Below are 12,941 nucleotides of genomic sequence, written 5' to 3'. Positions count from 1 at the left end.
ATAAAATGAAACTGACAGTAATTACAACCGAATTTTCAAAAGCGCTGGAAGAAAGCGGCGATTTGCATAGTGCGGATTTGAAAGGCCTTTTCGATACCCACCCGTCGGTAGACAAATTTTACCTTACCTCTGATGGGCAGGCCTTTTTTGCCGAAAATATGGCCGACAGCCACGGACAAAAATTGAGGGTACGCGATTACATCGAAGTAACCCGCGATCAGGTGTTTAAAGCCGACGAAGCGCCAAAGGATGCACAGCCAGCGGATCAGCCACCGGCAGATGCACCATCAGTGGTTGAAGCGCCGAAAGATGTGCTGCCAGCGGATCAGCCACCGGCAGATGCACCGCCAGCGGTTGAAGCGCCGAAAGATGCATTGGCTATCGCCTTCGCCACCCCCGAAGCCGAAAGGACACCATACCAAAAAGGTTTAATAACTAAAGCAACAAAAGCAACCGAAGGAGGCGCTAATTAATGAAACCAGGTGTAAATGTGCAGCTGGCCAATGGTCAGTTAGGTGGCAGCACTGCCACCAACGATAATATTACCGGGGTAGTTTTAACCGGCGCTGGTACTGGCTTGCTGCCATTGCTCACCCCCGTAAAAGTTGTAAGCGTTGATGATGCCGTATCTAAAGGTATCACCCAGGCAGCGGAGCCGGAAGCGTACCAGTTTGTAACCGAATTTTACAGCATTCCGGGTACACGCGGCTGTCCGGTTTATATCATGCTTGCCGCCAATACAACCACTTTAGTAAGCCTTTGCGATGTAACGTCAAATACCGGCCTCAAAAAGCTAATGGATTTCGGTAACGGCGAAATTAGGGTTGTTGGGGTAGCCCGTACCCCGGCAGGCTCTTATGTGCCTGCCGTAGCTAAATTCCTTGATAGTGATGTGGCGTTGGCCGTGCCAAATGCAAAAGCATTTGCGCAGGCGATGTTTGATGCACACAAGCCCGCAAGGGTATTGCTTGCCGCGCGGGTTAACGATGTAACAAACGCCACCGTGGATAGCCCGAAGGCGTTAACAGCTAACAATGTTGGGTTTGTTATTGGCGGCGCTCAAAACAACGGCGTTACCTCATTGGGATTAGTGCTGGGGCGTATTGCCGCTACTGCACCGCATGTTAACATCGGTAGGGTTAAAGATGGCGATCTGCCTATTAGCAATTATTTTATAGGTAATCAAAGCATTTTGCCAAATATCGAGGATCCTACAGCGCCGTATTACAGGCAACTTGACCAGCTAATTGATTTGGGTTATATCACCGTTAAAAAGTACGACCAAAAAGGCGGCCTGTTTATCAGTAACGACCCAATGGCCTGCCCCGAAACGGACGACTATAACGCTCTTGCCTTCGGTCGCGTGATTGACAAGGCTTCGATTATCGCCTATCAAACCTATGTTAACGAGATTAACGATGACGTTGATTTAGACGATAACGGCAACATTGAGCCGGTAGTGTTGAAGGCGCTGGAAGCATCAATGGCTAATGCCCTTAACCTAAATATGGCCGAAAGTATGAGCGGAAGCCCGGTGGTGTTTATCGACGATACCCAGCAAATCACCCAAACATCAACGCTTAACGTTAACCTGGGCATTCGCCGCAAAGGGTACACCAAATTAATAAATATCAAACTGGGTTTTTATAACCCGCAAACTAACTAAGCAATGGCAAACTATGTAAACAGTCAGGAACTGGAATGGAAACACGCCCAAATTGCGGTTTTAGGTGTTGTCATTCGTGGTTTACGTGGCTTCAAATACAAAAAATCAACCGATAGCGAACACCTGTTTGCTGCCGGTGATGAGGCTGTGGGCATCCAGTCAGGCAACAAAAAGTGTGATGGAAGTATCAAGCTTCTAAAGTCAGAAATCGACAAACTTAACCAGGCTGCCCGCGATGCCGGGTATGATGACTTTGCAGACGTGCCTTACCAGCTAATCGTAATTACTGTAAATTATAAAGTGGCGTTTGGCCGTAAGCAGGAAACTGATATCATATCAGGTGTAAAGTTCACCGAATGGGAAAAAGCAATGGAGCAAGGTGCTAAGATGATGGAAGTGGATGTGCCGTTTTTAGCCCTAAGTGTAAAGTCCCTTTAATCCCCTTTAAATACTATTGAAAACCCTTTTAAACCTGTTTTAAAGTGAAAGCAAAAGATATTATGCCGCGTAGTGCGGCAAACGTAACCGCCGAAGTGTTGGAGGCGTGGAAAAAAGAATACCCTGCGGGCGTTTTTGAACTGGTTGTAAACAGCGGCGAATTTGAAACTACTACTGAAGAAGGTAAACCGCCTGTTAAAATGCCGATCCCTTTGTATAAGGGTTACGTGCGTAAGCCAACCCGCGACGAAATGCGCGAATTTACGTCAAAGCAAACCGACCCGGTTACCTATACCGAAATTGTATTAGATGCGCTTTGGCTGGGTGGTGATGAGGCAATCAAAACCGATGATGAAGCCTTTTACAGCGTAATGCCGCAAGTGCAAAACGTACTTGATATTAAGAGTTCGGAGATAAAAAAATTGTAGAGGCTGCCCGTGGTGATATTGAGGCGAACTATTTAGGATATATAGACACTTCAATAGCTTACTACACCACTTATAACCCCTCTGAACTATCCGACGAACGTTGGGCAGAAGTTTACATGCAAATAAAAGATATACGGCAAAGAGAAGCCGCACAAACGCAAAGCAATGGCTAACCTGGTTGAATTTCTTGTAAAAATACGCGACCTCGCTTCGGGGCAAATGCGCCAGTTGGCTACCAATGCCGACGGCGCATTTGCCCGTATGACCACGCGCATGAACCGCATCGGCATGTCAGCCGATCAGCTTAACGCACGTATCGACCAGTTAACCCGCACCCGTGACATCTCATTAGATACCCGACAGATCAGACGGGCTAATCAGGAAATAGCCGACCTTGAACGCAGGCGCGACAGGATCACCAACCCTTCGGGCGGCGGCGGTGGTATGGGGCTTGTTGCAAAAGGTCTGCTTTTTGGAGGCCTTGCCGCCGCTGTAGCACTGGGGGGTGATGCCATTAAAAAGGGCATGGAACGGCAAATGGCCGGTACAAGCTTCCAGGTGATGGCAGGTAATAAGCAGGGCGATCAGTTACACAGTAACTTGATGGGCTTTGCAAAAGACACCATCTACGGAAATGAAGTTTTTGGGGAAGCTAAAACTATGTTAGGTTTTGGTATTGCAGCTAAAAACATCATGCCCGATTTAAAAATGCTGGGTGATGTGGCTATGGGCGATGCCGAAAAAATGAAAAGCCTTAGCCTGGTGTTTTCACAAACAGCGGCAGCCGGTAAACTTACCGGGCAGGACTTATTACAATACGTTAACGCTGGTTTTAACCCGCTACAGGTCATAAGCGAAAAAACAGGCCGCAAAATGGCCGACCTACGTAAAGATGTAGAAAAGGGCAAAATAACGTTTCAGGACGTTGCCGGGGCTTTTCAATATGCTACGGGGCCGATGGGTAGGTTTCACGACGGCATGAAACGCATGGGTGAAACACCAACTGGCAAAATATTAGCCTTTCAGGGTGCATTGCAAACGCTGGCCGGGACTATCGGCATGGGCTTACTGCCGGTTGCCGCAGGTATGATTGATGTGCTTAACTGGCTGGGTAGTAATCAGGGTTTAATGTATGGTATTGCTGCCGGTATTGGTGCTATGACAGTTGCATGGGGCTTATATACCGTCTGGACACAAAGGGCTGCAATTTGGCAGGGTATATTAAACGCCATTGCATTTTGGCCTATTGCGGTTATAGGCTTATTAGTCGGTGCCGTAGTTTGGCTGGTTAAAAGTTATGACGGTTGGGGCAAAAGCATTAAAGCCCTTTGGCAAATTATAAAGGACTTTTTTAGTATGGTTGGGCTGGCATTTAAAGAAAGCTTTCAACAGTATTTGTACTGGTTTGAGTTGTTTTACCTCAAGGCTAAAAGTGTGTTTCAGTTTGTAGGCCAGCTTATCAGCAATACCGTTGAGGCTATGAAGCTGGCGCTAAGCGGCGATTTTTTGGGTGCTAAGAAAGTACTTACAGCCCATATAACTACCGATGCTGATAAAGAGATTGATGCGCTAAAAAAAGAGCGTAGCGCCCAGCATGCGGAATACATGAAAAGCTTTGGCGGCCACATGCAAAATATTGCCAACTCATGGAAACAAGTTGGTTTAACGAAAGCTAAAGATACCGGCGGTAAAAAATCAAGCTGGATGGATTCATTAACCGGCGGTACTGTCGGTACCACAGGCGGCGGTGTTCCTGCTGGTGTTCAGGATTCGGCTAAGGGCATTGCGGGCGGTGGTGTGCGTAACCAAACCATCAATATTGCAAAGTTGGGTATTGATGAACTTACGTTACATGCCGCCAGCGTAACCGAAGGCGCTGCCGAAATCCGGGCAATATTTATCCAACTGTTTAACCAGGTCATTAACAGCGGAAACGCAGCCGTAAACCCTAACTAATGCCACCATCATACGCTAATCTTAACACCGTATTTGATATAGCTGATATTTTTAAACAGCTATATGGGTATAAGCCTGCGCATGTGCCAGGCTTCCCGCCTTCGCCGGTTAATAGCGAGTTTGCAAGCATTCAGCCAGCTACCCGCAAAACAACCAATATTTACGGCACGCCGCTTTACGGGCAATCTGATATGATAGGCCGCGAAGTGTTTTCGCCCATAACAATAGAGGTTGACGGTGTAGATTATTACTTCCCTTTTGCGGTTATCGGGTTCGACAGGGAGTTGACGGTGAAAGAGGTTGAAATGTCAGAACTGGGCGGCACAGCAAAGCAGATCATAAATAAAAAGGATTGGGTAATAACCATTAAAGGTTTTTTGATAGGTGATTACGACCAGTTCCCCGATGACAAGCTTAAAATGCTTAACGATGTGTTTGATTATGCAAAGCCTGTAAGGCTTAAATCAGCCACTTCAGATATTTTTCTGCACAACAACGATCAGGTACTCATTTATAAACTATCAATCCCCGAAAAACCGAAAATTATTGGGGTGCGTGATTTTGCAATGCAGTTAAAAAGCGATTCAATTTTTACCCTTTATTATCAAAGCTAAAATGGCCTTTACACTAAATAGCATTAGTAAGATTGGCCGCTACTCATTCAGGGGCGGTATTAACGACCTCGTGATAAAAAAAAACGTTCACGTAATTATTGATACCGCTGTGCTTAAAATACCAGGTTTGGGGCAGGTTATCCCGATAAATAGTGCTATCAATGATGCGCTAAATGTTATTGGGCTGGGTAGCCAACAGGTAGTAAAAAACACACCCGCCAATAGTGTTGAAACGGCGAAGCTGTTTAAGGAGGGCGACCCGGTGGCCTTTGACCTCGGCTACAATGGCGACCTGCGTAATGAGTTCAGGGGCTTTGTAAGGCGGGTTAATTTAACTACGCCGGTTACTATTGAAATGGAGGGTTACGCGTGGCAATTGCGAAACCAAAACATATTAGCCAGTTGGAAAAAAACCACACTTAAGGAGGTTTTAACCCGGATTATTCAAGGTACTGATATTGTGTTAAGCCCGGATATCCCAACCATTACCCTAACCAGCTTTTACATAAAAAACGAAAGCGGTTTAAAGGTGCTGGAATACTTAAAAGACAAGATGCTTTTAACCGTATACTTTGATGACAATGTGTTGTACGCGGGCATTGAGGAAGGCCGTAACACCGCCGATATAGCCGGAAACAAAAGCCTTACAGGCCTTGCCGAAGTTGTATACAATTTAGGCTATAACTGCCCGGTAGATCAGCCCGACTTAAAACAGCGGTTAGGCAGCGATAATAAAGTGCGTGTAAGGCTTAAAACCCGTGGCAAAACCGGCAAACATGTGCTTTATGAAGCTGGCGACCCCGGCGGCGCTATAGTTGAAAGGATCATCCCGTTTAGTGATGACAAACAGTACCTGCAAGATCAGGCGGCGGCATACCTTAAAAAGCTGAAGTACGATGGATACGAAGGCACAATAAGCGGCTTGCTACAGCCATTTTGTAAACCGGGCTGGAAGGCTGCAATAATGGATAAAAGGTTTGCCGGTGCGCGTGCCGGTACTTATTTCGTTGCCGGTACCGAAGTGCGTTTTGGGGTAAACGGTGCTGAACGCAAAGCACAGATAACGTATCGTTTGGATGGATGAGATAAGTAAACTACGCCAGTCGTTTTTAGATCAGGCACACGCAGGTGGCCCCGTTGGGTTTTACGATGCGGAAGTAACGGCGGTTGACAGCGATTCCTTTACATGCGATATCATGTTAAACGAATCGCCGCAATATGAAGTGCGTTTACGTGCCGTGGTTAGCGAAAACAACAGCATCGATATTTTACCAGCCGTAGGCGCTGCCGTTGTAGTAGGAAAGCTGGGTGATGATGACTATTTAGTGATAGCCTGCGATAAAATAACCATGTACCAGGTAACAACAGGTACAACAGTAATCAGGCTGAACAGTGAAGGCGTGCTGATTGGTAAAGGCGACGAAACTCTTAATAAAATATTAACCGACCTGGTAAACGTGGTAATAGGTATTGCAGCGCCGAAAGATATGGCCGCTTTAACCTTACTGCTCGACAGGATTAACAACCTTTTGAAGTGAGTTTAAATACAGCACAATTTAAAGCAGACCTAAAGGAGGTTTACACGGCCACCTATCAAAGCACCGGCAGCCGCGACGATGCTTTAGATGCTTTTATTGATGCTTTTGCCGATAAGGTTGAGGCTTATATCAAAACGGCAGAGGTGGTCTATACAAGTGGTTTAACAGCCGGTGCAAACCCGGTAGTAGGAACATTTAACGGCGAAGTACGATGATTGATTACCTGATGAATGATAACGACGACCTGCTAATCAGGAACGGCGATTTTGTACGGGGCGAAAGCAACCAGCAACAGCAACGTAAACTATTGCTGGCCGAAAAGGGAGAATATAAGCAAGCGCCTACCGCCACAGTCGGCACCTTCCAGTTTTTAAACGACGAAGGTGATGTGCAGGGCGAAGCGCTTTTAAGAGAAATCCGCCTGCGTTTTAGCGACGACGGCATTAAAATACAATCAATGGGCTTTGTTAACGGCCTTTTAAATATTGTGGGTGATTATGCCAAATAGCAAAATAGTTAAAGCAGGGCAAACGCTGGGCGATATAGCAGTGCAATACGGAGGCACAGCCGAAAACAGGTTTATACTGGCTGCCTTAAATGGTATCGGGATTACCGATGCATTAACATCGGGGCAGTCAATTGATGCAGGCGATGTAACTGTTTTTGCGGTGGCCGATTACTTCAGAAAGTACAATATAAGCCCGGCTACATCGGCCATGCAAATAGATGTGTTAGCACCCGAAGGCGTTGAGTTTTGGGCAATTGAATATGATTTTATAGTTAGTTAAAAATGGCACAAACGGTAGATTACTGGTACAATCAAATTATTACTAAGGTAAACGGCGATATTGTTTTAAGCGACCTCGACCATACCAGCGCCGTAGCTGATTATAAGCTTTGGGCTTATATCATAGCTTATGTTGCATGGACAATTGATGTGTTGTTTGACCTTCGCGCCGCCGAAGTTTCGGCTGTTATTGATACAAAAAAGCCGCACCGCCTTACCTGGTACCGTGACCTTGCATTAAGGTTCCAATATGGGCAGGCCTTAATACCAGACACCGACCAGTATTTAAACGCTGGCCTCGATGCTACGCAGATTGCGGCGCAGCAAATCATTACACAGGCCGCTGTAGAAGAATTGGCAGACGGCTCTATGCGCATGAAGGTTGTAAAGCTTGTTGATGGGGATTATGCGCAGCTTAATGATGCCGAAATGCTGGCATTTAAGGCCTATATAGCTGACACTAAAGATGCAGGTGTTAGGATTAATGAAGATAGCCTGCCGCCTGATGCATTGAAATTGGTTATTGATATCTTTTATGATCCGCTGGTATTGGACAGCATTGGCGCACGAATTGATGGCAATGCCACGGAGCCGGTTAAAGATGCTATTAAAGCCTATTTAAAGGCTTTGAAGTTTAACGGGGAGTTTGCTAAAACAAGGCTTTCAGATCAGTTACAGGCGGTCGACGGCGTAGTATTGGTTGGCATCCTTAGTGCGCAGTCCCAGTACGGTACACGACCATTTACAGAGATTGACGAACGGGTAATACCCGATGCCGGTTATCTGCGTGTTACCGATGATGGTTTTACTATTAACTATCGCCCTTATGCTTAATTACGATAGGTTATTTGTAGTAAACTATAACAGGTTAATACTGGATGAGATACCCAACTTTAAGCGTAAGCCTGTTTTGTTCGCCTGGCTTCGGGCGCTTTGCAGTCCGTTTGTTTTGATATACAACCGCCTTGTAGTTAAGCGTAATGCCGATTTATACAACCTTGCACATGATGGCCGGGTGTTTAGCCTTCGCGCACTGCTTAACGATAGGTTTGATGCAACGGAACGCCGTATAACAATTACAGATGGTTTTGCCTTCGACCGGGTTTACATCTTTCGCCCCGACGAAAACAAACCGCTTTACCTCGGTACAGTACCATTGCATAACCCAGGCGACTACGGTGATACCGGCGTTGACTTTATTGTAAACGTGCCATACGCCGTCAGCGTTTCCCCGCAGGACATTATAGAAATGACAGCACTTGTAAAATATTACAAGCTGGTTAGTAAACGATTTTTAATATACCGTACAGCATGAACAGATACGACTTTACTCAGCCCGGCGGCTTTCCGTTCGATCAGGGCGTTATGGAATTTATACAGGACTGCATTAATACGGCAGCTTCCACGGCAACGCTTGCCGGGTCGCTGGCGATCCTTTCAGGCTGCGCCGTAGCCGGTGGCTCTGTTAGTAATGGCGTGGTGGTAATCAATGGCGAAATACTGCCGTTTATTGGCGGTGTTATATCTGCCAAAGTGATTATACAGGAAACGGCGACAGCTATCGCCTATCAGGACGGAACGCCACGCACTGTAAAGTACCAGCGGTCAGCAAAGTTTGGCGACGATGGTGTGACCAATTACCTGTGGGTTAATTTCAAGCGTAACACAGCCGAAGGCGTACTGGCAAGACTCGACAGGGTTGAAGGATTGTTAAGGCCGTTTAGCGGCGCTGGTGGCGCGGTTTGGTGGAAGGGTGCAATTGCTGATATTCCTGCCGGGTGGCGTGAGGTTGTGGATATGCGGGGTAAATTACCGATGGCTGCCAAAGCGCCAGTCGCCGGTGTTCGCCCGGTCGGGTTTGACATAGGCAACGAAGGGGGTAACGAAACACATACTTTAACCCCCGAAGAAGTGCCGGAATTTGAAATTAGTATACCAACTACCGGGTATGCAGACATACACGGCGCGGCCGATAAACTCGTAGGACATTCCGATACACCTAATGCCCCGGATATTGTTATAACCGTTAACGCAGGCGGCGGCCAACCGCACCCGATATTGAACCCTTACCGGGTTGGATGCTGGATTGAACCGATACCCGGATATTTTAATTAAGTAAAACCTATAATACCCCTATAATGACAAGAGCGCAATTAAAAGACTTTTTTAAAAGAGGTGCGAAACCAACCGCCGGGCAGTTTGCTTCGTGGATCGATTCATTTTGGCATAAAGATGAAGATACCATACCTATCAACAAGATATCCAACCTTTCAACAACGTTAGCCGGTAAAGTATCCAGCGAAGATTTGCAAAATGAAGCCACAAACCGTGCGACCGCCGACGATAACCTGCAAACGCAAATTAATGACCTTGCTTCGGGCGGAATCGGTTATACAGCCGAAAACGTTGCAGAAAAAAACCAGCCTAACGGCTATGCTGGGCTTGATGAAACCGGCAAGGTGGCCGCCGCACAGTTACCCAGCTACGTAGATGACGTTTTAGAATTTGCCAATTTCGCAGCCCTGCCAGCAACCGGCGAAGCGGGAAAGATTTATATCACCACAGACAATAACAACGAATACCGTTGGAGCGGCTCTACATATATTCAAATTGTTGCGTCACCCGGTACAACCGATGCAGTACCCGAAGGTGTAACAAATAAGTATTTTACTGTAGCAAGGGTTTTAAGTTCCGTTTTAACAGGCATCGGTTTTGGAACATCAACAGCAGTTGCGGCCACCGATACCATATTACAGGCTTTCGGCAAACTACAGGCTCAAATCACAGCGCTGCTTAAAGTGCCAACAGGCGGTACCGCCGGGCAAATATTGGCGAAAGTGGATGGTACAGACGGTAACACGCATTGGATAGACGCGCCGACTGGCGGCGGCGGTGGTTCGTCTGAACCGTCCGGGCAAATAAAATCTTTCAGAGTTGATTACGGCGCTGTAGGGGATGGTGTAACGGATGATACGACAGCGGTGGCAAATGCTTTAGCTGCCAATAAGAGGATATTTGATAAGGGTGATTTCTTGGTTACTGCTTTTGATAATACAAAGGGGGTAACTATAGATGGCGATGTCAGGATTTTAAAGCAGACTACCTATCTTAAACAGCAGATCAATAGTTATGCTGATAAATATCAAAGAGTATTTGGTGAGGAGTATTTATCATCATTTCACAAAAAGCTATTAGCTAAAACAGCTGTTAAGGTAATTCTTTCAGGAGATAGTACAACCGCTGGAACAGGTGCAAGCTCAAATACATATCACCCGGATGTACTTCTTAATCAGATAACTTTAAATAATCGTATTAACAACGTAACTTATATTAACAGTGGTATAGGAGGTCAAAATACTAATTATTGGCTATCGACTTCTTTAGCGACAGATTTGGCTCAAAATCCTGATGTGTATATTTTACGCTGGGGCATCAATGATTCATGGGTTGTAGGAACTCCTGAAGCTAATGCTACTGCTTTTTTAAGCAGAATGGATACTGGGCTATCTACTATCAGGGGTACAACGGGGTTTGACTATCAGCATTTAGCAATTATTATCCAATCGCAAAACCCTACGACAGATGATGCTAATGGGCATCAGGGACAGGTTTTTAATGAGCTTGTTAATAATGGATTACGATCATTGGCGAGGAAATACCAATGTGTTTTTCAGGATATATATGGTATTTTTCAAGATAGCGTACATGGGCAGGATTACTTAACAGCCATAAATTCATCGCTGCCAAACGAATTAGTTCACCCGCAAGATCCTCTTTATTTAGCGATGGCTAATAAGACATTTGATGTGTTGTTTCCGGGATATTTTAGAAGTAGTGGTGTGGTTGATGCCGGGCAGTCGGGACGTTTGTTTTCAGCGTTACCAGCTGCGTATAGCAGGGGTATTACACATGAATATGTTGAATCATCTAACGGGTGGCCCATAAGTGGATTGCTTATAACTCATCACCTTAGTAATGATATGTATAGGCAAGAGTTGGCGTCTTTTGATGGAACCAATAACGGCAAGTTATACGTTCGTGTCGGATGGTCGATATCGGGATGGCAGTCTTTTTACATTTTGTCCCCCGTTCCAACGGCACTTGTTTATGATGGTACACCGAGTGGAATAACACTTTCTAAATTGCCCTCTGCATTTCCGACTGGCATATGTACTGATTATGTTTTATCGGGTGATGGCTGGCCGATTAATGGAATGGTGATAACTCATAAATCGAGTATTGGTACCGTTAAACAGACTTTGTCTTCTTACGATAGCGCGACAAATGAATATGTAAGGGTTGGGTGGACAGGTTCTTGGCAAGCTTGGAAGCAGGTGACTTTGACATAGCCTGTATAGTTCGCCAAGCCATGATTTGTACGTTGTTCTCATGCCGTACAAATCATGTTTAAAGAAATAACATTAACTAATTTATAATTATAAATTCGCATAAGAATTATAGATAATTAATGTTTAATAATAAGTTTAAAAGAAGTTTGCTGATAGCTTCATTATCACTCAATATTTTATTTGTATTGTTTTTTGTAGGTAAACGGCTATATTATGGCAATTGGCTGTTTTTTCACCCTCTGAAGCCCGCTGATACCGAACAGCGCTGGTCAAAATTTTTAAAATCAAAATCTAATAAAAATGAGATTATTTTCTTAGGAACGAGCATTACAGAAGGGTTTAATGTTGAAAAAGGATTTAATAATCCGTGTGTTAAGAACATGGGGTTTGCTGGCAGTATATCTGAAAATGGTATACAAGTAATTAATAGATTAATTTATCGTAAACCCAAAAAGCTTTTTATTGAATTTGGGATAAATGATTTTAGATATGCGATACATACAGATACTGTTACCGCTCATCTTGTTGCAATGATCAACTTAATAAAAGCTAAATCACCGGGTACAGGCATCTTTATTGAATCAGTCCTCCCTACATCTTTAGACACTTTAAATGCAAAAATTGTAAGGTATAATAGGTCTGCCAAAAGTATTTGCGATAGTTCTAATGTGACGTTTATTAATTTGTATCCCGAGTTCTTAAAAGGCGATAAGATAGACCCCGATCTTACATTGGATGGTATCCACCTTAATCAAGCGGGGTACTTTAATTGGCGGAGGCTTATAAAAGGTTTTGTTAATTGAATTTCTTTTGAATCTTAAAGCCCGATTAAAACTTTTTTGAGGCTTTAAGATTTACTGCGCATGTCAAAATCACGTTAAAAAATATTACAAGTCGTTTTATTTTTACTTACAAGTGGATTTTGCGATTTTATTTTTTACCTGTCTTTGAAATAAGGAAAGTTTACTCTTTAAAGTTTTAGTCATTGGTAATCAGGTATTTAATGGTGTTTCGGGTGGATTGTTATCTATTTGATTGTCAGTGTGTTTCATTTTTAAGGTGTTCCGCGTTTTCACTCTCAAAAAATGGAACAGTCTCTTTTTACAAAAAAGAGCAGCGGGAGTTTTTTCAATTTTTTTTTGAGAATCAAAAAATTGGGACACCC

16 protein-coding genes are annotated in these 12,941 nt (G+C 44.6%); all 16 read left to right on the top strand.

What is annotated here, in order from left to right:
• Positions 1-5 precede the first annotated feature (5 nt).
• Positions 6-473 carry a hypothetical protein gene (locus J3L18_RS16480; protein ID WP_129569266.1) on the top strand — a complete coding sequence of 156 codons (468 nt, stop codon included), beginning with the start codon at positions 6-8 and terminating at the stop codon, positions 471-473.
• On the top strand, positions 473-1,666 hold the full coding sequence (locus J3L18_RS16475; RefSeq protein WP_129569267.1) for a DUF2586 family protein: 1,194 nt from the start codon (positions 473-475) through the stop codon (positions 1,664-1,666). Before J3L18_RS16480 ends, J3L18_RS16475 begins: the two co-directional genes overlap by 1 nt.
• A 3-nt stretch (positions 1,667-1,669) precedes the next feature.
• The gene (locus J3L18_RS16470; protein ID WP_129569268.1) at positions 1,670-2,104 is read left to right on the top strand and encodes a hypothetical protein; all 435 of its coding nucleotides are present in this window, start codon (positions 1,670-1,672) and stop codon (positions 2,102-2,104) included.
• Between the two features lie 44 nt (positions 2,105-2,148).
• Positions 2,149-2,532 (top strand): hypothetical protein, encoded by a 384-nt coding sequence (locus J3L18_RS16465; protein WP_129569269.1) that lies wholly within the window; start codon positions 2,149-2,151, stop codon positions 2,530-2,532.
• A gap of 165 nt (positions 2,533-2,697) precedes the next feature.
• Positions 2,698-4,488: a tape measure protein gene (locus J3L18_RS16460; protein WP_129569270.1), complete on the top strand. Its 1,791-nt coding sequence runs from the start codon at positions 2,698-2,700 to the stop codon at positions 4,486-4,488.
• Positions 4,488-5,102: a DUF6046 domain-containing protein gene (locus J3L18_RS16455; protein ID WP_129569271.1), complete on the top strand. Its 615-nt coding sequence runs from the start codon at positions 4,488-4,490 to the stop codon at positions 5,100-5,102. Before J3L18_RS16460 ends, J3L18_RS16455 begins: the two co-directional genes overlap by 1 nt.
• A 1-nt stretch (position 5,103) precedes the next feature.
• Positions 5,104-6,186, top strand: a complete 1,083-nt coding sequence (locus tag J3L18_RS16450; RefSeq protein ID WP_129569272.1) for a hypothetical protein — start codon at positions 5,104-5,106, stop codon at positions 6,184-6,186.
• A complete protein-coding gene (locus J3L18_RS16445) occupies positions 6,179-6,640 on the top strand; it encodes a hypothetical protein (RefSeq protein WP_129569273.1) in 462 nt (153 codons plus the stop codon). The genes J3L18_RS16450 and J3L18_RS16445 overlap by 8 nt, the downstream gene beginning before the upstream one ends.
• Positions 6,637-6,855, top strand: coding sequence for a hypothetical protein (locus J3L18_RS16440; protein ID WP_129569274.1), 219 nt, complete (start codon positions 6,637-6,639; stop codon positions 6,853-6,855). Before J3L18_RS16445 ends, J3L18_RS16440 begins: the two co-directional genes overlap by 4 nt.
• Entirely contained in the window at positions 6,852-7,148 is a 297-nt protein-coding gene (locus J3L18_RS16435; RefSeq protein ID WP_129569275.1) for a hypothetical protein, read from the top strand. The genes J3L18_RS16440 and J3L18_RS16435 overlap by 4 nt, the downstream gene beginning before the upstream one ends.
• On the top strand, positions 7,138-7,428 hold the full coding sequence (locus tag J3L18_RS16430) for a LysM peptidoglycan-binding domain-containing protein (protein WP_129569276.1): 291 nt from the start codon (positions 7,138-7,140) through the stop codon (positions 7,426-7,428). The genes J3L18_RS16435 and J3L18_RS16430 overlap by 11 nt, the downstream gene beginning before the upstream one ends.
• Before the next feature lie 2 nt (positions 7,429-7,430).
• On the top strand, positions 7,431-8,261 hold the full coding sequence (locus J3L18_RS16425; RefSeq protein WP_129569277.1) for a nucleotidyltransferase: 831 nt from the start codon (positions 7,431-7,433) through the stop codon (positions 8,259-8,261).
• Entirely contained in the window at positions 8,254-8,742 is a 489-nt protein-coding gene (locus tag J3L18_RS16420) for a hypothetical protein (RefSeq protein WP_129569278.1), read from the top strand. Before J3L18_RS16425 ends, J3L18_RS16420 begins: the two co-directional genes overlap by 8 nt.
• On the top strand, positions 8,739-9,542 hold the full coding sequence (locus J3L18_RS16415; protein WP_129569279.1) for a hypothetical protein: 804 nt from the start codon (positions 8,739-8,741) through the stop codon (positions 9,540-9,542). Before J3L18_RS16420 ends, J3L18_RS16415 begins: the two co-directional genes overlap by 4 nt.
• Before the next feature lie 23 nt (positions 9,543-9,565).
• Positions 9,566-11,776, top strand: coding sequence for an SGNH/GDSL hydrolase family protein (locus tag J3L18_RS16410; RefSeq protein ID WP_129569280.1), 2,211 nt, complete (start codon positions 9,566-9,568; stop codon positions 11,774-11,776).
• Between the two features lie 119 nt (positions 11,777-11,895).
• Positions 11,896-12,579, top strand: a complete 684-nt coding sequence (locus J3L18_RS16405; protein WP_129569281.1) for a GDSL-type esterase/lipase family protein — start codon at positions 11,896-11,898, stop codon at positions 12,577-12,579.
• The last annotated feature ends 362 nt before the right edge of the window (positions 12,580-12,941 follow it).

Origin of the sequence: Mucilaginibacter gossypii (assembly GCF_017569325.2) — a bacterium.
GTDB classification, from domain to species: Bacteria; Bacteroidota; Bacteroidia; order Sphingobacteriales; family Sphingobacteriaceae; genus Mucilaginibacter; species Mucilaginibacter gossypii.
Note: the sequence above shows the minus strand (reverse complement) of the source record. Positions and strands in the feature narration are given on the sequence as shown.